At 40.9% G+C, this 22139-nt stretch carries 23 protein-coding genes; 8 read left to right on the top strand and 15 right to left on the bottom strand.

Annotated features, from left to right (window positions below):
- Nucleotides 1-483: 483 nt before the first annotated feature.
- From PHF18_RS11070 to dph5, 5 genes are all read right to left on the bottom strand, one after another.
- Nucleotides 484-1155, bottom strand: a complete 672-nt coding sequence (locus tag PHF18_RS11070) for a diphthine--ammonia ligase (RefSeq protein ID WP_300102602.1) — start codon at nucleotides 1153-1155, stop codon at nucleotides 484-486.
- A 202-nt stretch (nucleotides 1156-1357) separates the two neighbouring features.
- The gene (locus PHF18_RS11065; protein ID WP_300102599.1) at nucleotides 1358-2257 is read right to left on the bottom strand and encodes a carbohydrate kinase family protein; all 900 of its coding nucleotides are present in this window, start codon (nucleotides 2255-2257) and stop codon (nucleotides 1358-1360) included.
- Nucleotides 2258-2542: 285 nt separating this feature from the next.
- The gene (locus PHF18_RS11060) at nucleotides 2543-2932 is read right to left on the bottom strand and encodes a DUF555 domain-containing protein (RefSeq protein WP_300102596.1); all 390 of its coding nucleotides are present in this window, start codon (nucleotides 2930-2932) and stop codon (nucleotides 2543-2545) included.
- A gap of 391 nt (nucleotides 2933-3323) precedes the next feature.
- Entirely contained in the window at nucleotides 3324-3605 is a 282-nt protein-coding gene (locus tag PHF18_RS11055) for a DUF357 domain-containing protein (RefSeq protein WP_300102593.1), read from the bottom strand.
- 126 nt (nucleotides 3606-3731) lie between these two features.
- Nucleotides 3732-4532 carry a diphthine synthase gene (gene dph5, locus PHF18_RS11050; protein WP_300102590.1) on the bottom strand — a complete coding sequence of 267 codons (801 nt, stop codon included), beginning with the start codon at nucleotides 4530-4532 and terminating at the stop codon, nucleotides 3732-3734.
- 165 nt (nucleotides 4533-4697) lie between these two features.
- On the opposite strand from dph5, the gene PHF18_RS11045 reads away from it, so the two are divergent.
- Both PHF18_RS11045 and trxB read left to right on the top strand, forming a co-directional pair.
- Entirely contained in the window at nucleotides 4698-4940 is a 243-nt protein-coding gene (locus PHF18_RS11045; RefSeq protein ID WP_300102587.1) for a thioredoxin family protein, read from the top strand.
- A 54-nt stretch (nucleotides 4941-4994) separates the two neighbouring features.
- Complete coding sequence (gene trxB, locus PHF18_RS11040) at nucleotides 4995-5912, top strand: thioredoxin-disulfide reductase (RefSeq protein WP_300102584.1); 918 nt, start codon at nucleotides 4995-4997, stop codon at nucleotides 5910-5912.
- Between the two features lie 234 nt (nucleotides 5913-6146).
- Here trxB and PHF18_RS11035 read toward each other — a convergent pair whose 3' ends face one another.
- A complete protein-coding gene (locus tag PHF18_RS11035) occupies nucleotides 6147-6428 on the bottom strand; it encodes a helix-turn-helix domain-containing protein (protein WP_048066210.1) in 282 nt (93 codons plus the stop codon).
- 246 nt (nucleotides 6429-6674) lie between these two features.
- Here PHF18_RS11035 and PHF18_RS11030 point away from each other — a divergent pair, with 246 nt between their 5' ends.
- The gene (locus PHF18_RS11030; protein ID WP_300102570.1) at nucleotides 6675-7187 is read left to right on the top strand and encodes a response regulator; all 513 of its coding nucleotides are present in this window, start codon (nucleotides 6675-6677) and stop codon (nucleotides 7185-7187) included.
- 1006 nt (nucleotides 7188-8193) lie between these two features.
- The gene (locus tag PHF18_RS11025) at nucleotides 8194-9072 is read left to right on the top strand and encodes a tetratricopeptide repeat protein (protein ID WP_300102567.1); all 879 of its coding nucleotides are present in this window, start codon (nucleotides 8194-8196) and stop codon (nucleotides 9070-9072) included.
- A 159-nt stretch (nucleotides 9073-9231) separates the two neighbouring features.
- Here the strand turns inward: PHF18_RS11025 and PHF18_RS11020 are convergent, their stop codons facing one another.
- The gene (locus PHF18_RS11020; RefSeq protein ID WP_300102565.1) at nucleotides 9232-9990 is read right to left on the bottom strand and encodes an HAD family hydrolase; all 759 of its coding nucleotides are present in this window, start codon (nucleotides 9988-9990) and stop codon (nucleotides 9232-9234) included.
- A 252-nt stretch (nucleotides 9991-10242) separates the two neighbouring features.
- On the opposite strand from PHF18_RS11020, the gene PHF18_RS11015 reads away from it, so the two are divergent.
- The 3 genes from PHF18_RS11015 to PHF18_RS11005 all read left to right on the top strand — a co-directional run bounded on the left by PHF18_RS11015 (nucleotide 10243) and on the right by PHF18_RS11005 (nucleotide 12834).
- Nucleotides 10243-11439 (top strand): tetratricopeptide repeat protein, encoded by a 1197-nt coding sequence (locus PHF18_RS11015; protein WP_300102562.1) that lies wholly within the window; start codon nucleotides 10243-10245, stop codon nucleotides 11437-11439.
- Between the two features lie 214 nt (nucleotides 11440-11653).
- Nucleotides 11654-11932: a hypothetical protein gene (locus PHF18_RS11010; protein WP_300102559.1), complete on the top strand. Its 279-nt coding sequence runs from the start codon at nucleotides 11654-11656 to the stop codon at nucleotides 11930-11932.
- Complete coding sequence (locus PHF18_RS11005; protein WP_300102556.1) at nucleotides 11929-12834, top strand: RimK family alpha-L-glutamate ligase; 906 nt, start codon at nucleotides 11929-11931, stop codon at nucleotides 12832-12834. The genes PHF18_RS11010 and PHF18_RS11005 overlap by 4 nt, the downstream gene beginning before the upstream one ends.
- Before the next feature lie 172 nt (nucleotides 12835-13006).
- On the opposite strand, the gene PHF18_RS11000 is transcribed toward PHF18_RS11005, so the two are convergent.
- The 7 genes from PHF18_RS11000 to PHF18_RS10970 form a co-directional block, all read right to left on the bottom strand.
- On the bottom strand, nucleotides 13007-13462 hold the full coding sequence (locus PHF18_RS11000; RefSeq protein WP_300102551.1) for a hypothetical protein: 456 nt from the start codon (nucleotides 13460-13462) through the stop codon (nucleotides 13007-13009).
- Nucleotides 13463-13663: 201 nt separating this feature from the next.
- Entirely contained in the window at nucleotides 13664-14755 is a 1092-nt protein-coding gene (locus PHF18_RS10995) for a type I restriction endonuclease (protein ID WP_300102548.1), read from the bottom strand.
- A 421-nt stretch (nucleotides 14756-15176) separates the two neighbouring features.
- Complete coding sequence (locus PHF18_RS10990; protein ID WP_300102545.1) at nucleotides 15177-15764, bottom strand: bifunctional 2-polyprenyl-6-hydroxyphenol methylase/3-demethylubiquinol 3-O-methyltransferase UbiG; 588 nt, start codon at nucleotides 15762-15764, stop codon at nucleotides 15177-15179.
- Between the two features lie 71 nt (nucleotides 15765-15835).
- Complete coding sequence (locus PHF18_RS10985; protein ID WP_300102542.1) at nucleotides 15836-16729, bottom strand: lysylphosphatidylglycerol synthase transmembrane domain-containing protein; 894 nt, start codon at nucleotides 16727-16729, stop codon at nucleotides 15836-15838.
- Nucleotides 16707-17648: a glycosyltransferase family 2 protein gene (locus PHF18_RS10980; RefSeq protein ID WP_300102539.1), complete on the bottom strand. Its 942-nt coding sequence runs from the start codon at nucleotides 17646-17648 to the stop codon at nucleotides 16707-16709. The genes PHF18_RS10985 and PHF18_RS10980 overlap by 23 nt, the downstream gene beginning before the upstream one ends.
- Before the next feature lie 550 nt (nucleotides 17649-18198).
- Entirely contained in the window at nucleotides 18199-19374 is a 1176-nt protein-coding gene (locus tag PHF18_RS10975) for a glycosyltransferase family 4 protein (protein WP_300102536.1), read from the bottom strand.
- Nucleotides 19375-19383: 9 nt separating this feature from the next.
- Nucleotides 19384-20511: a glycosyltransferase family 2 protein gene (locus PHF18_RS10970; RefSeq protein WP_300102534.1), complete on the bottom strand. Its 1128-nt coding sequence runs from the start codon at nucleotides 20509-20511 to the stop codon at nucleotides 19384-19386.
- A gap of 409 nt (nucleotides 20512-20920) precedes the next feature.
- Here PHF18_RS10970 and wrbA point away from each other — a divergent pair, with 409 nt between their 5' ends.
- Complete coding sequence (gene wrbA, locus PHF18_RS10965; protein ID WP_300102530.1) at nucleotides 20921-21550, top strand: NAD(P)H:quinone oxidoreductase type IV; 630 nt, start codon at nucleotides 20921-20923, stop codon at nucleotides 21548-21550.
- 95 nt (nucleotides 21551-21645) lie between these two features.
- Here wrbA and PHF18_RS10960 read toward each other — a convergent pair whose 3' ends face one another.
- Nucleotides 21646-21801 (bottom strand): hypothetical protein, encoded by a 156-nt coding sequence (locus PHF18_RS10960; protein WP_300102527.1) that lies wholly within the window; start codon nucleotides 21799-21801, stop codon nucleotides 21646-21648.
- Nucleotides 21802-22139: the final 338 nt, after the last annotated feature.

Here is a 22139-nt window from a genome sequence, read left to right as displayed (position 1 = left end):
AATCAGAATGGAAAAATCAGAATGGAAAAAAGGTATAGAATAATCAGTAAATTGTATTGGGGGATAGGGCATCTGAGTATTGGGAGTGGGGGGAATGGGGGTAAAAGAGTTGGCTGAAGTTTACAGCGAGAAAAGCTAATTCTTCTCAGATGCCTGATTTTATAAATATAGATAATCATATATAAAAATGCGCATATACTGCAGCGTTTCAGGATATACTTGCAGTACCGACATTTTTCGGGTAAGAGCCTCTTCTTAGAATATAACTCGATAGACTCAGAAATTGTTGGAAAAGGGATTTCCCTATAGAAAATAGTCTCCTGTTTCAGATATCTTACAGTAACTTTTCAATTAAGACAAGAAAAGCGTGCTTATTGAGATGCTTACTGGATTTCACATATCTCTACCTGCACAGATTCGCTGAGACCGGGAAGCCCGAATGCAGGAACAGGGCTGCTTCAGGCTTCTGCCAGTTATGAAAAATCAGTTCTTGTCGACCAGTCTTGCATCCAGAATCTTTAAGGAGCCGGCATCGCCTTCCCATTCAACTTCACTTTTTACAATTTCTATGCGTTTTTTGAAAAAAGGAGCATCAAGGACTACTGTTTCGTATTCTCCGCCTTCCCCTGCCATATGGACCATGTACCTGCGATTCAGGGCTTTGAGGTTTTCGATTGAGTTCACATTGATAGGGCGACCAAGCCAGGACTGATCCATTCCATTGGCTGCAACTCTAACAATCCTTATATCGAGAACTTTTGCCATCTCATTCAGGAGTTCTTCAGGGTCCCTGTGCCAGAGAGGGGCATAGACTTTAAGCCCGAGGGAATCGCAGATCTTCTGTACCCTGCTTGCCTGGTACTGCGACTCAATAGCGCCTACACACACACCATCCACGTTCACCTTCTTTAGAGCAAGAGTAAGGTCGTCCAGCTCAAGCTCCTTGATTCCACTTGACTGCTGCTGGATCAGAGGGATTTCACTGGCGGCAGAGATCAGTTCTACCATATGGAGGTTGATTGAGTGGTACATGTAGGAATCATCCCTTGCGGGGATAATACTGATGAGGTGGGTAACCTCGTGTCCCTCTTCAAGGGCTTTGTGGATGGTAAAGACCGAGTCCTTGCCGCCAGAAATCAGTGCTGCTAGTTTCATCTGCATCCTCTTCTGTGTTCTATTTGTTCGTAATTCCAGGTTATAATTCGCGGATTATAGTTCCGAGATTATAGTTAGGGGATTATAGTTCCGAGATTATAGTTCCGAGATTATAGTTAGGGGATTATAGTTCCGAGATTAGTATATAACATAAGATATATATGTCTCAGGTCGGCCTGCTTCCCATGGATTTTTAGCGGCCTTAGCTCTCGACATCCAGTTTTCCGAAGCTGGCTTCATAGCGAGATTTCATCTCTTCCCAGGTTGGAAGACTGGTCTGGCAGCCTCGGGTCTGTACGGCAAAGGAAGCTACAGTAGCCCCTATTTCCCCACATGTGGGAAGGGAATAGCCTCTGGTGTAGGCCAGCAGAAAACCTGCCCTGTAAGCATCTCCTGCTCCGGTAGGGTCTGCAGCCTTTACGGAAACTACAGGAATTGCCCATTCTCCGTTGCCTGTGTAAATTCTGCTGCCTTCCGCATCATAGGTAACAACAATAACGTCAATCATAGCCCTGAGTTCGGAAAAGCTTTTTCCGGTCATCTCTGAAACCCGCCGGATTTCGTGCCTGTTTGCAAAGAGAATATCAGTATGGGCAAGGATTGTCTCGAGTGTTTCCTTTGAGTAAGTCACCAGATCCTGACCCGGATCAAATGAGACAAAACCGGCAATCTGCGCGATCTTTGCATTGTAGACGCAATCTGCTGTTGCCAGGTGGACAAAATCTGCAGGTTCAGGCTCAAGCTCTTTGAATTTTGAGGACGCTCCCCAGTAAAAATAGCTGGTCTGATTGTCTTCCCTGTCTGTGAAAATGAAAGCCTTTGAAAGCTTCAGGTCTTCAATACTGTAAAGGCGAGATAGGTCAACGCAGGCTTCCTTAAGGAGCTTCTCATACCCCGAGCTTGAAAAATCCACACCTACAGGAGATATCAGCTGGCTTTTTCCTCCAAGATTTGCAATGGCAACTGCAATATTTGCAGCCCCTCCGCCGGGATATTCTTCATAGTCAATTACAGGGGAAGACTCGTTTTTTCCTGCTATTTGTTCAACATCTACAATGTAATCAAGGGCAGTATGCCCCACTACGGAAATTATTCTGTCCATGCAGTTTCCTCTTTTTTATGGGTATGGAGGGCCCGGGAGTTTTTTGGGTAGAATATATTCTTGAAAGTTGAGTCAAGAAAAAATTCAGGAAAAGATAAAATTACTGATTTATCCATTTCTGCCGTGAAAGGTGCTTCTTTTTTTAGCCAGAGGTTCTTAAACCCTGGCTGTAGAATAGTTGTCTTATAAGAAGCCGTAAAGGTAAGAAGCCGCACAGGTAAGAAGTCGTACAGATACGACTTCCTCCGCTCTGGCATTTTCAACAGGTTCAGTGAAAGAAACCTGTTATTTATGTACCTTGCCTTTCTGCTGCTGTTCGCCTTTATCGACTGACCGTTCGAATTCCGTGACTTCAACAACTGTCAACGGAATATCGCGGAGAGATTTCCCAATGACGGATTTTGCGATCCGTTCCGCATGTTCCGCAGATTCGGCATCAAAAACCTTCATTTCAAAAACAAGCCCTACAAGAGCAGTATTTGCCGCTATGAAAACACTGCTGAAAGGCTCACCACATGCTGGGCAGGACGTAGATCCCACATCAACCTCTACAAAATCCAATTTGGGGTTCAGGCGTTTTCCAGCCTCAGAAATCGCAACCCCTATTGCATCATCAGCCGTTTTTACATCTCTAACCAACCAAGCTGCTTCAAGTACCACATGAAAGTTCTTCATAATTATCCACCGTAGTTATTCATTATACGTTTTTAAGAATATTCCCGGAGCAGGGAAATACTACAAAATCTTAAGAATAGAATAAAGTCTATTAATTGTTTTGGCTTCGAATAAGCGTTTTTAGTTATAAACTTTACTTATTATATGGTTTTTCAGTTTAAGCTTTTAAGTTCTCAAGTTTCACTTATAAGTTTTACCTTATTACTTCTTATTATTCGTTGATTTTTCAGCTTTTAGCGTTTCTTTTTCAGCTTTTAGCGTTTATTTTTTAGTTATTAACTTTTTAACCTTTCATGTTTCTTTTTTAGGACCCCTTACCTTCTGTTCCTGTATATATGTAAGGGTTACGATGTTTTCGATTCTTTTATTATGGATCTGATCTTCCAGGCCCTTATATCGTAAAAAGAGTCTCATCATCCACAGCAAAGACCCCAAGTTTTGCTCCCGCGTCAAGCCAGGCGTGCCCATAGCTGAAGGAAGCAAGGGCATTTACAGGGTCCCCGTTATCAAGAAAGTATATTCCGTCTTTATAGTAGGCTTCTGCCATTGTGTAGTAATCTTCTGCTACTGCATGCATATGGGAAGCGGGGATTGGAGCATACTTTGCTTTCTGCAGTGCTCTTTTTAACATATTCTCGTATCGGTTGACCTTTTCATTCAAATCGGCAGGCATCTTAACCACCAGGGAGTCCTTTTTGTAATATTTATTATAACTGTTATTTTCTATCTGTTATTTTCTATCTGTTATTTTCTATCTGTTACCCTCTATCTGTTACCCTCTATCAGTTTTTATCTGGTCTTAGTTTATGTCTTCCATAAGTTCCTCAGGACCGGCTGCAAGTTTCACAAGAGCTTCAGCTTCAAGGAAATGCAGTTTTCCGGGAACTACCAGGATATGAAGAGGCTTTCCAAAATCAAAATCCTTCAGGTTTTCTGCGTAGTCAGCTTTTACCACGGGTTTCTCCGAGCCTGCCCTTGCTATTCCCACAGCAACCGCCCTGTTCATTGCTTTTTCCCCCTTTTTTTCCTCAACCTCAAGCAAGAGTTCAAGAGCAAGGTTAACGGTCATATATCCTTTTTCTTTATCGATGTCCAGAAAGACAAGGGTATGGAGGCCAAGTTCGGAGTTTTGTTTTATGATATCATAGGGAGTTTCCGAAATTATCCGGGCTCCTCGGCGACTTTCGTAGGGGTATGGAATACTTGCGGATTTTCCGAAGCGGTAGTTCTGAAGCCCAGTAAGCCCTGAGACGGCTGAGGCGATTGACGCCCCATGAACCAGGCGGGTTTCTATCCCTAGCTTTTCCGCCCTGAGGCGCAGGTCAACGTGAGTTGTGGAGACCATTGTATCTCCGCCTGTGAGGAAGGCGACATTTTTGTCTTTTGCTTCGTCCAGCCAATCAGGTTGCTGCTCCACATCTTCCCTTGAGAGTAAATGGACTTTCTTTCCGTAGAGTTTTTCCATTTTTTCAGGGTTTGTTCCCATAAGGCAGGAAGTATAGAACTCAGCGTATACAAGGTCGGCTTCCCGGATAGCCTCAAGTCCTTTTAAGGAGATATCATATTCATCAAAAAGGCCCAGCCCTATAAATGTGAGCATACCCCCGCTTTAGGAGCTTATTGGTTTAAAGCTTTTGGCGCCGCAGGCTTATCGGGGAATCTGGGGATTTATTTTTAGATTTACGGATACGCTCAACGTATTTATATATAGAAAATTAATAACAGAAATAAGGCTTACAATCGTAGTTTTTGGAGATGTATTTTCATGGTAAAGGTTACGCTCATTCACGCCAGCTGGTGTACGGCATGCCCGGCAACACGCAGGTTCTGGAAAGATCTTAAATCGGAATACGATTTCGAGTACGAGGAAGTTGATGTGGAGACCCCGGAGGGTCAGGCTCTTACTGATAAGTATGGCATAGTAGGGGTCCCTACAACTCTTATCGACGGGGAAACTGCTTTTACGGGCCTTCCTAAAAAAGCCGATGCTGTAGCCCGCATTAAGTGAAGGCACGGTAAAACTTTATTTTTTGAACTCATTTTCTGTTTATGGGAGGTAAGTATGTACGACCTGATTATTATAGGAGGGGGGCCTGCAGGGCTTGCGGCGGGAATTTACGCTGTGCGTTTCGGGCTTGAGACCCTTATTCTTGAAAGAAACGAGATCAGCGGTCAGATTTCGATGGCAGATATTGTAGAAAACTATCCTGGTTTTCCGTCAATTTCCGGACTTGAACTGATGGAAAAATATAGAACACATGCTCAGGAAGTCGGGGTTAAGACCAGAATTGCTGAAGTTCTCTCGGTCCGGACCGAAGGGACAAAAAAAATAGTCTCAACGGATGGCGGGGACCTGGAAGCAAAAGCCTTAATCATTGCCACAGGCGCAAATCCAAAGCATCTGAACGTGCCCGGAGAGAAAGAACTTATCAGTAAGGGAGTCTCCTACTGCGCAATCTGTGATGGACCTTTTTTCAAAAACAAAACTGTAGTTGTTGTAGGAGGCGGCAACTCTGCAGTTGCAGATGCTCTTCTTCTTTCAAAGATTGCCCAGAAGGTATATCTTGTCCACAGGCGGGACCGTTTGAAGGCTGCAAAAGTCCTTCAGGACAGGGCGTCTGCAACTCCAAACATTGAGCTCATCCTCAATACTCTTGTCCTGGAAATAGTAGGAAGCGGGGAAGGGATAAAAAAGGTCGAAAAAGTTATCCTGCAAGATCTCAACAGCAAAGAATCAAGGGAGCTTTCTACTAACGGAGTTTTTATCTATGTGGGCATCCACCCAAATACCGAATTCGTTAGTGTGGAAAAAAATAATGAAGGCTTCATCAAGACCGGCCGCTGGATGGAAACCTCAGAGAAGGGAATTTATGCCGCCGGAGACTGCCGCGACACCCCTATCTGGCAGCTTGTAGCAGCGGTGAGTGATGGAGCAATCGCCGCCACGGCTGCAAACGAATATATAAACAGCCTTGAATAATATAGACAACATTGAATGATATGGACAGCTTTGAATAATATAGACAGAATTGAATAAAAAGATTCGGGAAGGGCTTAAACCAGAACCTGGCCTGAAAACACGGTTCTTTTGATTAAGGTCCTTGCCATGTTCTTTCCAGAATCATATAGTCAACACTATTCATGAAAAAATTAAAAAGGGGACAGTAAAATTGCTCTGTCCCTAAATTAAGCATTCAGGAATGCGCTTTAAGGCTTATTCCAGCATCTGGTTAATTTTATTGTAAAAATCTATGATCAATCTTGTTGCGTCGCTTTCCATATTCAGCTGAAAAGTTCGGATCTGCTTCCCAAGAGGTTTTTCTATGACAATACCCGACTCTATTAGAGGGGTAATGACTCTTGATACACTGGAATGAGACAGACCGGTCTCTTCTGCTATCCCTGATAGGTAGGTCGATTCGTTCTGGTGCCCAATTAGATTTTTAAGGACGGTCATCTGTGCGGTTTTTCCAAAGATTTTTTCAAGTGGATCCATTGTTATCATCTCAGAGGTGGCTGTTCTCCGTAAGTGATTCTTATTTCCACTATTAACTTGCTATTTAGGGTTATAAACTTATCTCATTATTGGTTAGCCAGGCGATCCATACAAAATCTTAGAAATATTTGGATGAATCCGCGCCCCCCTCAATATACTGTGTATATTTTTAACTACACTTTTCGTTTTAATATTTGAGAAATGTTTAATACCTAAGAAAATGTATACTGTATGAGGTGGAGGGAAATGCATAACATTAATCTTGACCGTGAAATTTTAAAGCTTATAGAAGAACAACCTGAAATAAGCGAAAGAGATATTGCCCGAACTCTTTCAGTTACGGAAGAGTTAGTAAAAGTTCGGATTGCAAACCTTCATGATATCAGGGAAAAAATCCTGATAATGGGTAATGGGCATAAGGTCCACAATACCCTAAAGAAGGTTCTTGAAGCTGAAAACTACAATGTTGTCAATACCCCGGATAGCTTTTCAGCCCTTGAAACAGTAAATACAGAAAGACCAGACCTGGTACTGATTGATACGGCTTTTCTGAATACAGATGGTTTTGAAATCTGCAGACAGATTAAAGCCAGCCCAAAGTGCTGCTGGATTCCTGTTATGATGCTGAGTGAAAGGGATAAAGCTGAAGGTTCTCTTAAAGCCTTTAAATCAGGAGCTGACGACTACATTGCTGAACCTTTTAATCCATTAGAATTGAAAGCAAGGGTCGGAATGGTCATGAGACGTAGCCAGATTTGAATCAGGGAGGAAATTTGCTTTCTGATAAGCAATAAAACTCCCATAAAGGAATCAGACTTATTAAAAGGTGAAATTTCCTTTTATTTCTCCTTTTCAGATCCTGCATACTTTACGAGACTTTTCAGGAGGTTGAAATTCACCAGATTCCTTTGAGGCATCTTAATATTTTTATTTACACACTTATTAAGATGCCTTTTTTACTTATAGTCAGTTAATATGCTTATCAATCATGTTTATTACTTTTACTCAAAAATTACTTGAAATGCATCTTAATGAATTTAATTATATTGTACCCCAGATATATCTACGTTAGTTTTTAATTATTTCAATAAAGACCACTTTTTACAAATCCTATTATATCACTTCGTAAAATGGGTATATTCGTAAAAATTACAGATTCTTTTAAAATTACATTTTCCCGTTAAAATCAAGTTTATCCGCTAAAATGAGATTTTCCGTAAAAATTACATAGCTTCGTTGAGAGTTCCTTGAGAACTCTGCCGCAACTTCGAGATCAGGGAAACAAGTAATTATCTCCATACTGGTCGCGCATAGAAATCGGCTTCTTATTATCCAGAAGATATCTGTCCGACCTTAACCCATTTGCTTTTCAGGGAGAACCGGGAGAACTTTTTGGCGAAAGCGGAACATTGCAGCGATGAATGAGCTATTACGACCATAATGTACATATATTAGTCATATTTTAGTCGAATAGTATTAAATTTGTTTATTTATTAGATAAAATATTAAAAGGTTGATAAATAGATTCTCTGGTCATGAGCATAATTTAAAAACTCTATTTTTAAAATAATAATGTTTATGAATATTTCAAAATGTTTAAAAAAGAATAAAACGTAGATTATTGTGCGTAACTGTTTTTCCGTCCTTATTTCTGATAAGGAATTAAAGTACAAAACCGAATTAATGCTCTGAAAGCATATTGTTGTTCAAGGTAGATGTGGTAAAGCGGTGGAAAAACGTATCCAAAAAAAGGTGTGGTAAAATTATGAGTTTAAATGAATGGTACAATAAAGGCGTTGCACTCCATGAATTAAAAAGGTTTACAGAAGCTCTGGATGCATACGAGAAGGCTCTGGAAATAAGCCCTGATAATGCAAAAATCCTGTTTAGCAAAGGGATTGTCCTCAAAAACCTCATGAGGTACGAGGAAGCTCTTGATGCTTTTAACAGGTCTCTTGAGATCAACCCTTCTGATGCTAAAACCTGGTGTTTCAAAGCGGAACTTCTCCTGAGCCTCATGCAGTACGAGGAATCCCTGGATGCATTCTCCCGGGCGGTGGCCCTTGCTCCTGAAGACCCGGAAGTCTGGTACAGGCGGGGAATGGCCCTCAGGGAAATGAAAGCATACGAAGATGCAATGGATGACCTTGAGAAAGCTATCCGGCTCTATTCAACGAATTACGACATGGGCTCTATGAGCGCAAGCGAATGGTGCAAGAAAGGAATGGGGCTCTGTAAAATAAAGAGTTATCAGGAAGCTCTTGATGCTTTTAACAGGGCACTTGAGTTAAACCCGACCAACGGAAAAGCCCTTTACAACAAAGGAGTTGTTATGCGCTGGCTCGGGAAGAACGATGAAGCAAAATTATACATTGAGAGAGCCGTAGAGATTTTTGACAACAAGATAAAAGCAAATCCTGAGAATGCAAGGTTCTGGTACAACAAAGGAATTGCCCTGAGAGACCTTGAGAAATACAAAGAAGCACTTGAAGCTTTTGAAAAGGCTATAGACATCAACCCCAGCTTTACAAAAGCCTGGATTGGCAAAGGAATAGTATACGACAGGGTTAATAAACATCAGAAAGCAATGGAATCCTACGAAAGGGCAGTCGATATAAACCCAATATACTCAGACCTTATTTAACCAACCTTAATATAGAGCAAATTTCCAGAAAAACTGCAGAAAGGAGCCAGAAAAAGCCGTTAGCCAGAAAAACTCATTAAGGGATTAACAGGCATAGCGGCTAAAATTATATTTTTCTCTAAATCTTTTATCTGGACTGACTTTTATTTAATGATCAATTTAATTTTTGTTTTGCGAATCTGTCTGAACATGAGTGCCGTTCAGGGTACCGATGTATCCCATCAGGTCATGAAATGTGTTGAGCTGAAAGTCAAAGCATTGTTCTGTTTCTTCTGCGGGTCTCCAGTCCCCATAGGAAGCATATGCTGTTTTTAAGCCTAGTCTGCGTGCGGGAGCCATATCTCTTTTGATGCTATCCCCCACCACCAGGCTTTCTTCTGGCTTTAGCCCGAGGGCATCAAGAGCAAAGAGAAAATGGGCAGGGTCCGGCTTTTTCGTACATGTCATATCCGCAGACACAAGGAACTCAAAGGACTCAAGAAGCCCGACTTTCGTAAGCCTTGCATGGGCATGGTACCTGTCGGCATCTGTTATTATTACAAGCCTGAGGCCAAGTTTCTTCAGTTCCTCAAGGGTGTCTCTTACCCCGGGATATAGTTCGAGATTTTGCAGTTTTTCCCTGTCATAGATCTCACAGCACTGCCTGTATGCCTGCTCTGTGAAAAGCTTTCTCTCCTGCATGTAGTCCTTTATATTTTCATAGTCTTCAAATCCGTAAGTTCCCCTGAGGAAGTACCTGAAAAGTTCCGCAGGATCCTTCTTAAGGCCCCTATTTCCCTCTCCAAGATAGGAGAGGACCTCCCTGCATGCTATGAGTTTTACGGCTATGAAATCAAAAAGGGTATTATCCATATCAAAGAGAACAGCTTTTAGAGTTTTCTGGCGATTTTGCGGTACATTATTCCGTATACTTTCCATAGTTTTCCTGATCTGGTTCATACTTTAGGATATAGGGTACATTTTTTGGATCTTTCTGACCGTCTTCTATTTCGATTTCCCTTTTCCAGACTTTTAAGACTACTTTTAGGGAGAGGCTATAAAAGCCATAAAGGACAGATGTATAGGTCATAACGGACAATAGACTTAAGTATATAACGAACGCGAATACTTGAAAAATTGCGGGTCTTAATTGTAAAAGACAGTAAAGGAAACAGTAAAGGAAATTTTGACATGAACTCTGGAGAACAAAAGGACGAAACCTTCACAAGAGAAGGAAAAGGAGAGAAAACTGAAACCGGAGAGGGAACGGTTTCCGATGATATGTATGTACTGGATGACTCGGAGAGCGTGGCAGGGGAGGAGGTCAGCAACGAAATTCTTGCAGCCGAACTTAACGAGTGCGGCCTTGATCTTCTCAGGCTTGGCAAGTTAAAAGAGGCAATTGTTGCCTTTGATAAGGCGATCGACAAAGACCCGAAGAATATCTATCTTTTGAATAATAAAGCTGCAGCTCTTGAAAACCTTGGAGATTTTGAAGAAGCTCTCACACTCTATCAAAAAGCTGTTGAGATCGATTCTGAAGATGCAGACCTCTGGAACAACATGGCTTTTTCTTACTCCCAGGTAGGAGAATATGACAGAGCAGTCGAAGCCTATGGGAAAGCTCTTGAGCTCAAGCCGGACTATCCTAATGCATGGTATGGAAAAGCCCTGAACCTCAGCCATGCAGAAAAATACGAAGAGGCTGTTGAAGCCTATGAAAAAGTCCTTGAGGAAAATCCGGATTATAAAGAGGCATGGACTGGAAAGGGTATAGCTCTCGGACAGATGGGAAACTACGATGAAGCAATAATCGCATATGATAAAGCAATCGTAATTGACCCTGGTTTTCTTGAAGCCTGGTATTACAAAGGAGTGGACCTTGATAGCCTTGGCAGTTACAAGCAGGCTCTGAAAGCCTATGAAAAAGCTGTGGAAATTGACCCTAAAAATGATGATGCCTGGAATAATATGGGCATAGACCTGGAAAACCTGGAAAGGTATGAAGAAGCAGTTAATGCTTTTGAAAAAGCAATAGAAATCAATTCGGAAAACTCCGATGTCTGGTATAACAAAGGCTTTACCCTCAGCCAGATGAAGAGGTTTGAAGAAGCTGTCGAAGCATACCGAAAAGCCACACAACTTGACCCTGAATATCTGGAAGCCTACACAAGCCTCGGTTTTGTGCTGGCTCAGCTCAAACGCTTTGAAGAAGCCCTGGAAACCTACGAAAAGGCACTTAACCTCGATCCGAATGCTGCAGACTCCTGGTTTGGGAAAGCTGTCTGCCTGAGTTTCCTCGAGCGTGAAGAAGAAGCTGAGGACGCATATCGAAAGGCTGTGGAAATTGAACCCAGATATGCTGAGATCGGAGGGGGCACTCAGTAAATCCGGAGGGATCTTTCCCTTTCCGGATCTTACTTTTCACTTTTTTCTTTTAACTATAGTCAAGTACCGAAGTTTCCTTCCCTAATCTCAAAATGAAAGGTAAATCACGGAAAGCACGGCAAACACCGAATAAAAAAGGGTTGCCACCTCTTGAGAAGTCAGAAGATAAGGAAAAGGGTAAAAACGAATATTTCCCGGATCGTTACCAGGCATTTTGTCAGGAACTCCATTATTTATCTTTGACTGTGCCTCGTTTTTTATATTCATTTCCGGTTTTCCGAAATGTCCCACAAAACCGAAAAATTCAAAAATCGTAAAAATAGGAAATCCAGTAAAAATACAGGATTCAACAGCGAAAAACATAATTCAAAGCATGATTCTAAACATAATTATAAGCATAATTCTATATACCGGAAACGCTTTTCAAATAGACATCTATCTTCTTTTAAATTTAGTAACACTTCTCCCCAGAACGGAGTGGATGAAAGAATGAAAGGATGGATTCTTTACAAGAGTACGGCTGCCGAATTAAGGCCCGACCTGTACGAGATTCACCGCTTCATCGAGGTTGCGGGTGAGAAGGGAATAGAGCTCAGGGTTGTAAAGCCTGACCAGTTTGACCTGATTGTAACAAGGGATGACCGAAAAAGCATTCTTCTGGACGGAGAAGTTGTCCCCCTTCCGGACTTTCTCCTGCCGAGAATGGGCGCAGGCACTACCTACTTCGCACTTGCGGTTATCCGACACCTGGAACGCCTCGGAGTCCGCGTTTTTAACTCTTCACAGAGCATTGACACCGTCAAAGACAAGCTCTATTCCCAGCAGATCCTGGCTGAGAGAGGGATCTCTTCTCCCAATACAATGTTTGCCAAAAACCCGGTAAACATAAGCCTGGTTGAAAAATACCTGGGTTTCCCCCTTATAGTAAAAGCCCTCTCAGGCTCTATGGGCAAAGGCATTTTCCTCTCGGAAAACCACGACAATTTACGGGACATCATGGAACTGATCCATGTAACCAACCCCAATGCAAATATAATCCTTCAGGAGTTCATAAAATCCAGCCTCGGCAGGGATCTCCGCGTCCTTGTAATCGGAGGGCGAGCAGTCGCCTGCATGGAAAGGATTGCCCCCGCAGGCAGTTTCAAGTCCAACTATTCCAGAGGCGGAGCAGTCCGCAAATTCGACATGACCCCTGAGATAGAACAGCTGGCAACCGAAACCGCCCGCACCTTCGGCCTTGACATAGCCGGCATCGACCTTCTCTTCGACGGCGACCACTTCAAAGTCTGCGAGGCGAATTCTTCTCCGGGCTTCGAGGGCATAGAAGAGTGCTGTGACGTCAATGTTGCAGGCATGATTTATGATTTTATAAGGGAAAAAGTGGGGGAAAAATGAAGGTCAAATCGATTCGATTTTGTCGATCGGAAGTAAGTTGATTTCCAGTCCCAGTACCCTATCACGCTCGCCAATACGAGCGGCTTTTCCCGGAAGGCGTTTAAAATAAGATCTCAGAAAATACAGCACACAAAAATTAATTGGTCTTAAAAATTAATTTGATCTTCAAAGTTCATCCAATCTTTTTTACTTCAATTGTTTCTTTTTTTCCGTCCAGACCAACTATAACATTGAATGCCTCACTTCTGTCTATCAGACTCCCACCGTAAGAGAATTTACCCCCATAAACCCTTTTGTGGGGGTTCGCCTCCGTCCATCCTCCTTCGCCCGAATTACGCACATAAGAATATTCAATTACTTGTACGGAAGACAACTCTGAAAGATTGCCTTTATATGTAAGGATTATCTCACCATCTACATAATAAAGTATTTCATCATCCGCAGGCAGGGTAAATTCCGTTACGTTTTGCACAAACTTTGCTTTCCAGTTCTCACTTTCCCCCTCGTATACATCCTGGTAAGTAGCTACCTGCCTCTCCCTAACAAACTCTTTTTCCAGGCACCCCGCAGCTAGTATGGCAATGCAAACGAAGAAAAATAAAATACATATTAATATTCTTTTATTCACCGTTCCCCTCTTTCTTCCGGATTAATTGATTATTGACCCATTTGCTCTATGTTTAAGTCTTGTTTTTTATTTTTTACTGGCCGGACCATTTTGATAAGCCTAATCGAAACGCCCTTAATTTTTGGGGTGGTTCTTCAAAGTATTAGAATAAGAGATTTTCCAGTCAAAAATCCATAATACCAGTAATGTTATCCCTGTTCCTTACTTATGGACGTCGTTCTCGTAACTATTTAATGTGGTTATTAACTGATCCGAATAACTGTATATATCATTCAACTCGTTGATTGGAGTTTTTTCAGATTTTCGGTCTTCATCGACAAAAAGTTCAAGATACTTTTGCCTGGTACTAAAGTGCAACCTGCAGATGGGTTTTCTATTGTTATTATCCAGCAATATCCCACAATAATTCTTTTTGTCTCTCATTACGATTCTTTTTGGATCAATGGTTGAGCGCAGGATTGATTTTATTATATGGTATCCTTCAATTTCTTCTTCCGTTGTCACGACACCATCATTTAATACTTCCATTATATCGGGGGTTTCCTGTCCGTTATTTTTGTCTGATATGGCTTCGACAGATCCTTCTGACATAGCGAGTTTCAGTCTCTCGTTGATTTTTTCATTTATAAATTGACCAAGTGCGTTCTTTGTGATTCCTGTAAATTTCTCACGGACATTCTGAGTGAATGGTACGTTATGTACCTGTTTTGCAAAGTATTTCACAAAATCTTCTGAGGGAGAATTAATCTCTCTCGCAAGAATCTGTTTTATCTCTCTTGTGTACTTCAATTCACAGGCCACAGTAGCAAGATCATCAATATCAAAGGATTCTTTCCTGAACCTTTTAAGCTCATTTATTAATGGTTCTTTAATATCCAGGAAATTGACCTCAAGGAAAGACTTATCGTCCATTTTGTTTGGAGAATCAAGATCAGTATAAAACCGATAGATTATGCCGTTTGTCAAGATTCCTATTTTTGCATCAGTTACACTGAAATATCTGAATAGTTGAGAAGCATGCTCTCTGTCCAGGTCAGCATCAATAGTTTTACATTCGATTAGTATGACAGGTTTTTCATCCTTGAAAATAGCATAATCAACTTTTTCTCCTTTTTTGGTTCCAAAGTCTGCGGTGTACTCGGGAACTACCTCTCCGGGATCAAAAACATTGTAGCCCAATATGTTAATTAGAGGCATTACGAGAGCATTTTTTGTAGCCTCTTCGGTTTTAATGTTTTCCCGTAGCTTTGGAATCCTTGCTGCAAGTTCTTGAATTTGATCTATGAAATCCATATTTACTCCTTCATAAGATCGGAATTATTAAAAATTTAAACCTTTTTGTCCATATAATGTTAAGCTTTACTTCATTTCTTTATTTAAACTTTGATACTTTGTAATTTTTTATTATATATTATGAATCATAAATATTGTTTTTATAAGGTTGAATTGAATAGATGCCTCTACAACTGTTATTTGAGCAATAAATGACTGGATAATTACCTGAAAAAAGAAGCTTTGTAAAAAACAATTTCCCTAATAATGAAGTTAAACCTATATATTGAATTAAAAAAGTAAGAGTCAACTGACAAAGAATTCACATAAAATGAAACCCTAAAAAGTTAATAAACGTTTTTTAAACTGTTTTCCTTCAGCTTCCAGGTTACATTTTTGGCTTCATCTCGCTTCTATTCTTATTTTCTGCATGCTTTTATTCTTATTTTCTGCATAATACCATGGTCCATGGAAACGGTTTCTTTACTTCCACCACATCAAAATATGTTTTTGCCAGTTTCACAAACTCTCGTGAACTCCAGTTCTGAACATGTTCGATATCATTCCCGAAACGTGTCAGATTTTTACCTCTTAAGAGATTCATTGTGCGGAAGTAAGGTTCATTGGGTACGCTGAATAAGCAGTAGTTTTTAGAGATCCTTTTGATTTCCTGAAGGGCTTTCTCCGGGTTTTCAAGGTGTTCCAGAACTTCTGTAGCAAGTACAAGGTCAAAACTGTTTTTTTTGAAAGAGAGGTCATATACACTTCCTGTACAAAAGTTACATTCTGGATTTTTTCGCTTTGCGATATTCAATGCTTTCTTTGAGATATCTACACCTGTAATATCCGGTCTGTTGAGACAATTGATGATGAACCCTTCTCCACAGCCGATATCGATGATGCTGTTTAGATCTTCTAATGGAGCTATAGTTTCACTCAAATCTTTCATGAATTTAGATATGACTATTCCCATAAGCGGGTTTTTGGAAGTATACTTTTTATAGTTCCCACTTTCTGAATTTTGATTCATCCAAACCTCTCATTTAAGTTTCAGCGCTTATATTGTTTTAAAACCATTTATTTTTAAAGCTGCTTTGTTTTTTAAGACTTTTTCCTTAAAGTAAGTAGAAATCCGAGTAATGCAGGAGATAGGGATGTTAAAAAATACAGAACTATAGGGCATGAGAACCCATAAGCTGAGTTTTCGTTCAGCATTCTGAAGATAGTAACACTTGCAAACTCTCTAACTCCGAACCCTGATATCGATATTGGAAGATTGCCTAAAACTACGATTATCGGCAGGGAAAATGTAAGAATATTGTTTAAAGCCGGACTTAAGGATTTAATCACTATCCAGTAAACGATTAGATTTAATATATAGTACCCAAAGGTTAAGGAAAAAACAATAAACAATGCTTTTCTGTTCCCTGTAATCTCTCTAATTGTTTTGATGTAATTTTCTTTGTGTTCCTTTCTTTGAGAAAAGCTTTTGAAAACAAAGGTTATTATCCTCTCATTAATGATTATAATTATTCCAGCAATAAAAAGCAGCACGACTAAAACCATTAAATAAATCAGATTTCTGTCTTTAAAAAAGAGAGCTGTTGACAAAACACTGAGTGCCAGAAGACAGACAATATCTATTACTCTGTCCATTATTACAGTGGGGATACTTCTCGATTTTTCGGTATCAATATAAAATGCTCTTGAAACCTCTCCGGCTCGGCCAGGGGTGAGCGCCCCATAGAAAGTCCCTATCAAAATTATTTCCAATGATCGCTTGATAGGGATTTGAACATTTATACAATTAAGCAGGGTCTGCCACTTTCTTGCTTTTATCAGGTACATCAGGGCAATAAACGGTAGTGAGAGAGAAAGAAATGCCAGATCCATTTGAGTAAAGGTTTCATAAATTGCCTTTAAGTCGAGTTTGCTTATGAGGTAAAGCATTAATCCCGAAGTAACTGCAATTTTACCTGCCGTTTTCCAGTTCATAGCTATCGTACTTTATAATATAGTCATCATTGTTTCTCGAGCTTGTGATCAGTTCTCCGATCAGACCAAGGGAAACAAACTGGGCTCCGATGACCGTAAGTAAGATCCCGAACATGAGAAGGGGCCTGTCCCCTATTTCCACTCCTGTAACCCATAAAAACATCAAATAAACTGATATAAATACTCCGGAAAAACCAAGAAGGAATCCTATACCTCCAAACATATGCAGAGGCCTCTTCTTGTACATCATCAGAAATGTAACTGTTATAAGGTCCAATGTCCCTTTCAATAACCTTTCGACCCCATATTTTGACTCTCCATGTATTCTAGGGTGATGCTCGACTTCAATCTCTCCTACAGTATAACCTTTCCAGGAAGCAAGAGCCGGGATGTAACGATGAAGCTCCCCATATAGATTTATGTTTTTTACAACATAGTTATTGTATGCTTTAAACCCACAGTTGAAGTCGTTGATTTTGACCCCGCTTATGAATCGAGTTAACCGGTTAAAGAACCTTGAAGGTAGAGTTTTTGAAATAGGATCTTGCCTTTTACTTTTCCAGCCGGATACCATGTCATATTTTTTTAACTCATCTATAAATCTCGGGATCTCTTTCGGATCGTCCTGCAGATCCCCGTCCAGGGTAATAACAATATCTCCTTTTGATTTTTTAAATCCACAGGAAAGAGCTGCAGCTTTCCCATAATTTCGTTGAAATCTTACAACTTTGACCTTACAATCTTTTATGCTTCCTATTTTTTCAAAAGTATTATCTGTAGATCCATCATCAATAAAAATAATCTCATATGTTTTTTCCATTAGTGAAAGAGTACTGTATAATTTCTCGTATAACTCAAGTATATTTTCCTCTTCATTATGAACTGGGATTATAATTGAAATACAGGGTTTATTAGACATGTATAATCCTCTGAGACGGAATGCATTCCTGGAAAATATGGTGAAGCTTCTGTTGTATAAACTCCTCGTTTTTCCGGTGGTTTTTCGTATGTATCTGAAATCTCCTTTTAATTCTGAAAAGCAGGATTATATAGGACTAATAATATACTAATATATAGTTATTTCTTGCAAACTAAATCCTGTTTATGACTTATATTAAGTAGCCATGGCTAGAATGTCAGAGCAATCTCATCATCAAACGCCTAGACGACTGAAGCTAAATGCTACAATTTTAGTCCCTTTTTATTTGATCCCCCACCAAATAATGGAAATAGGACTTTAACTACTGAAGCTAAATGCTACAATTTTAGTCCCTTTTTATTTGCTCCCCCACCAAATAATGGAAATAGGGCTTTAACTACTTTTCTTATAAAACCATTCTATATAAGTTATGACTTAATTATTTATCTTATAAAAAAGAGCTATTGTTTGCCTTCCTGCCTTACTCCGAAATACTTTAATAGGGAGAGTCCTCTGACGTCTTTTTATTTGTTTGCAAAGACATGACGTCTCACTTTAAACTTTTCTTTACACATCCATCATACACTAAACTAATATTCTCAAATATTTCGTCCCAATCATATTTTTTAGCTTTGTTAAATGCAGCTTCTGAAATATTTCTGTTCCCTGAGTTCTTTACAATTATTTTTCCCACGGCTTTTGCGATCTCCCTCTCCTCCAGCTCCACAACAAACCCGTCCACTCCATCCTCAACAAGCCCCTGCGCCGCATTGTACTTTTTCCTTACCGTCACCACAGGCACCAGGCAGGCAAAAGCTTCGATTACAACCATCCCGAAACCTTCCCTTGAAGAAGGCAGCACAAGCGTCTTTGAGGCCTTAATTTTCCCGATCAGAGCACCGTATTCCTGAAACCCTTCAAACTTGACGTTTTCAGAAACTCCCAGCTTCTTTGCAAGCCCCACAAGCGCTTCCTTTTCAGGGCCGTCCCCAACAATGCAGCACCTGAGGTCCTGAAAATCAGCCTTAAGGAGAGCCACTGCTTTAAATAGCACATCAACATTTTTTTCCTTTATAAGCCGGCCGACAAAAATGATGTCATAAATTTTCCCCTCAAGCCCGACAGAAGCCAGTCCACCCTCCGATTCAATCTCAGAAATCTTTTTAAGATCGATTCCGTTAAGGATAACCACAATCTTCTCTTCAGGGACCCCGAGGGCTTCAAGCCTCTTCTTAGTCCAGTCCGAAACCGCGATATTATTGTCCGCTATTTTAGAAACCGCTTTTTCGATCACTTTTCCGAAAAAGCCCGCCTTTCCCATATATTCGTACCAGTAGTCGTCCCAGACTTCATGCCACGTAAAGATTGCAGGACTCCTTTTTAAAACTGAGACAAGCTTTACGGTAATACAGGAAAAATAGGGAAATACACTTACATCTATAAGGTCAAATTTTTCCCGACGGAGGTACGGAAACAATTTCACCGAGAAAACAAGTGCTTCGGAAATTGATCTTCTGCCAGCCGCATAGAGTTCCCTTGCTTTGCAGACGCCGTGGAGGGTCATGCCTTCATATTCAATAACATCTCCACCTTCCCACCATTTAATCCCGAAAAGGTGCACATCGTGCCCCTGTGAAGAAAGCCGCTTCCCCAGCTCATGAATGCGCATTTCTGCGCCCCCTTTGACCCAGGGGTAGACAGCATCGTATACGAAGGCAATTTTCATTTAATCACTTTACCAATCAGTATCAACTTCGAGGAGCATTACGCTTACGAAGATTGCAGAAAAAATCAGCTGGAGCCCAACTGCTGCAAGAACCATTGAAATAACTGCGGATTCTACTTCTTCAAGGGAGCCATATCCGGAACTGATCCAGGTATAGGTGACTTTCAGCCCAAGAACAAGCCCTGAGCCCAGGATAAGGGAGCCTCCGAGCAGTTCTTTTTCAAGGGAATGGTAACTAAGCAGCTTCTTACCTTTTCTGTCATCCCGGTACATGCCGTGGATCATGCCATAGGTCTTCATATATCCACCAGTAGCCAGGATTTGCCCTCCAATGATTAAGAGCATGCTGCCCAAAATAAAGGAGTGCAACCGGTTATATGCAGCACTTTCCGTAAAAAGAAGAGAGACGGTTATGAGAAAACCCAGAATAAACACAAAAGCTCCGGGAAGATAGAGGAAAGGGACTGGACGGTATAGCATCATAAACCTTACATGCCGCCAGCCATCCTGAAAAGAGCGCAGCTTGGAGGGAGCTCTGCGTGAGTAATAGGTTATGGGGACTTCTGTAATCCTCAGCCCGCATCTTGCAGCTTCAATTATCATCTCGGACGCAAGTTCCATGCCGTGAGTTTTAAGGTTCATTTTTTCAAGGGCTTCTTTAGTAAAAGCCCTCATCCCACAGTGTGCATCCGAAATTTTTGTTTTGAACAGGAAATTGAGCATGCCGGTCAGGATAGGGTTGCCAATATACTGGTGCAGCCAGGGCATAGCCCCTTTTTTGATTTCACCCTTGAGTCGGGAACCCATTATGAAATCTGCTTCCCCTGCCATAAGGGGGTCCAGAAATTTATCCAGCTCAAGGAGATCATATGTGTTGTCTGCATCTGCAATAGCAATATAATCACCCTTCGCTTCGGCTAGCCCTTTGAGATAGGCATTCCCATAACCTTTTATCGGGCCTATAACCTTTGCACCCATGGATGCTGCAATCTCTGCGGTTTTATCCGAAGAATTGTCAGCAATAATAATTTCCCCCTCAATGCCATATTTTTGGAATATGGTCTGGGCTTTCTGTATGCAAATACGAATAGTTTCTTCCTCATTCATGGAAGGCATTACAATAGAAAGAGAGGGCATGCCCAGCTAATACAGCATATCTCTTAATAACTATTTTGATACCTCACATTTATCAGGAGTTACTTCCCCAGCATATTTTTTACAGTGTTCTTTAATACCGTGCGGTTTGAAACAGGGACAAGGGGGATGGAAAATAAAGCAAATAAAAGGAGCCGGACTTCTATTAACAATAAATAGCTTCTGTTAACAAGATATAACTTATGTTAACAAGATATAACTTATGTTAACAGGATATAACTTATGATAACAAGCTATATAATGTATCAGAAAACTTTTTTAAGGGGGGGAGTTTGGATTGCTCCGGAACTCACAATTCATTTCAGCACATTTTGTAAGCTGAAAAAGTTTAATGTTTGGAACTCAAACAACCTGGGAACATATTTAACTATTTTTTGACAGAGGGGGTCGAATGGTTAAGGTAAATATAATATTCTACAGTATGTACGGGCACATCTACAGGATGGCAGAAGCTGTCGCTGCAGGAGCAAAGGAAGTCGAAGGGGCTGAGGTAGAGATTTACCAGGTTCCTGAAACATTGACGGATGAAATTCTTGAAAAAATGGGGGCAATAGAGACTAAAAAGCTCTTTGCTCATATTCCTGTCCTGACCCGGGACATGTATGAAGATGTACTGGCTGGAGCCGATGCATTGATATTCGGAACTCCTACGCGCTACGGGATGATGACTGCCCAGATGCGTGCAGTCCTTGACGGTCTCGGAGGCCTGTGGAACAGGGATGCCTTTGTAGGGAAGGTAGGAAGTGTTTTCACGTCCAGTGGAACCCAGCATGGGGGGCAGGAATCAACTATCCTCACGTTTCATGTTACCCTTCTTCACCTCGGAATGATCATAGTGGGCTTACCGTATGCTGAAAAGAGGCAGACTAGAATGGATGAAATTACAGGCGGCAGCCCATATGGAGCTTCAACAATTGCCGGAGGAGATGGGAGCCGCCAGCCGTCAGAAAATGAACTTGCAATGGCCCGTTACCAGGGAAGGCACGTAACTCAGATTGCAAAGAAAATCGCTGGAAAATAAAAGCTTTTAAAAATAAAAAGAGACGGAAAACGTTCCCTTCTCTCGGGGTGTTTTCCTTTCAGTTTTCGGAGTTCTTTTGCCTGTAATAAGAGTGTTTAGCTAAAGCCTGATAAAGCTCTGCCTCTGCGTTCAAACTTATCCTGGGCTGTTGCCAGGCAAGCCAGAGTACAGTATACTGCCTTTTCCTCTGCACTCTTGAGGACAAAGAATTCTTTCCCGCAAACGGGACATATTTTTTTTACGTAAACCATAGTAAACACGCACATTTTTGTATGTGGATACTTTCTTTAAAGACTTAGTTTTTATAAGCCATACTAACAAGAACACAACTAAATATAAACTTTCGTATGACGAGAGTAAATATTATTAGTAAGAAATAAAATAAAATTCAACATGCTGGACATGCAATATTTCCAAAAATAATATACGTTAAATGCATGCTTTTTCATCCCTGATATTTGGAATCCAAATTATTTTGCACTGTTGCCCCTGGGGAAGACAGTTTTTAAACCTAAAGTTGTTATGTTCACAGATCGGTCCTTCCTCTTAAATATCTCAGCGACAAATTCAATTCTTATAGGAATTTCAG

This window comes from Methanosarcina sp. (assembly GCF_028693135.1).
Taxonomy (GTDB): Archaea; Halobacteriota; Methanosarcinia; order Methanosarcinales; family Methanosarcinaceae; genus Methanosarcina.
Note: the sequence above shows the minus strand (reverse complement) of the source record. Positions and strands in the feature narration are given on the sequence as shown.

Bases quoted from the DNA above. Each gene is read 5' to 3' on its own strand.
- PHF18_RS11060 (WP_300102596.1), bottom strand. From the start codon at position 2,932: ATGAAGAACTTTCATGTGGTACTTGAAGCAGCTTGGTTGGTTAGAGAT.
- PHF18_RS11020 (WP_300102565.1), bottom strand. From the start codon at position 9,990: ATGGAAAGTATACGGAATAATGTACCGCAAAATCGCCAGAAAACTCTA.
- wrbA (WP_300102530.1), top strand. From the start codon at position 20,921: ATGGTTAAGGTAAATATAATATTCTACAGTATGTACGGGCACATCTAC.
- PHF18_RS11065 (WP_300102599.1), bottom strand. From the start codon at position 2,257: ATGGACAGAATAATTTCCGTAGTGGGGCATACTGCCCTTGATTACATT.
- PHF18_RS10970 (WP_300102534.1), bottom strand. From the start codon at position 20,511: ATGCCCTCTCTTTCTATTGTAATGCCTTCCATGAATGAGGAAGAAACT.
- trxB (WP_300102584.1), top strand. From the start codon at position 4,995: ATGTACGACCTGATTATTATAGGAGGGGGGCCTGCAGGGCTTGCGGCG.
- PHF18_RS10960 (WP_300102527.1), bottom strand. From the start codon at position 21,801: ATGGTTTACGTAAAAAAAATATGTCCCGTTTGCGGGAAAGAATTCTTT.
- PHF18_RS11025 (WP_300102567.1), top strand. From the start codon at position 8,194: ATGAGTTTAAATGAATGGTACAATAAAGGCGTTGCACTCCATGAATTA.
- dph5 (WP_300102590.1), bottom strand. From the start codon at position 4,532: ATGCTCACATTTATAGGGCTGGGCCTTTTTGATGAATATGATATCTCC.
- PHF18_RS10985 (WP_300102542.1), bottom strand. From the start codon at position 16,729: ATGAACTGGAAAACGGCAGGTAAAATTGCAGTTACTTCGGGATTAATG.
- PHF18_RS11070 (WP_300102602.1), bottom strand. From the start codon at position 1,155: ATGAAACTAGCAGCACTGATTTCTGGCGGCAAGGACTCGGTCTTTACC.
- PHF18_RS11045 (WP_300102587.1), top strand. From the start codon at position 4,698: ATGGTAAAGGTTACGCTCATTCACGCCAGCTGGTGTACGGCATGCCCG.
- PHF18_RS11055 (WP_300102593.1), bottom strand. From the start codon at position 3,605: ATGCCTGCCGATTTGAATGAAAAGGTCAACCGATACGAGAATATGTTA.
- PHF18_RS11005 (WP_300102556.1), top strand. From the start codon at position 11,929: ATGAAAGGATGGATTCTTTACAAGAGTACGGCTGCCGAATTAAGGCCC.
- PHF18_RS10980 (WP_300102539.1), bottom strand. From the start codon at position 17,648: ATGTCTAATAAACCCTGTATTTCAATTATAATCCCAGTTCATAATGAA.
- PHF18_RS11035 (WP_048066210.1), bottom strand. From the start codon at position 6,428: ATGGATCCACTTGAAAAAATCTTTGGAAAAACCGCACAGATGACCGTC.
- PHF18_RS10990 (WP_300102545.1), bottom strand. From the start codon at position 15,764: ATGAATCAAAATTCAGAAAGTGGGAACTATAAAAAGTATACTTCCAAA.
- PHF18_RS11030 (WP_300102570.1), top strand. From the start codon at position 6,675: ATGCATAACATTAATCTTGACCGTGAAATTTTAAAGCTTATAGAAGAA.
- PHF18_RS10975 (WP_300102536.1), bottom strand. From the start codon at position 19,374: ATGAAAATTGCCTTCGTATACGATGCTGTCTACCCCTGGGTCAAAGGG.
- PHF18_RS11015 (WP_300102562.1), top strand. From the start codon at position 10,243: ATGAACTCTGGAGAACAAAAGGACGAAACCTTCACAAGAGAAGGAAAA.
- PHF18_RS10995 (WP_300102548.1), bottom strand. From the start codon at position 14,755: ATGGATTTCATAGATCAAATTCAAGAACTTGCAGCAAGGATTCCAAAG.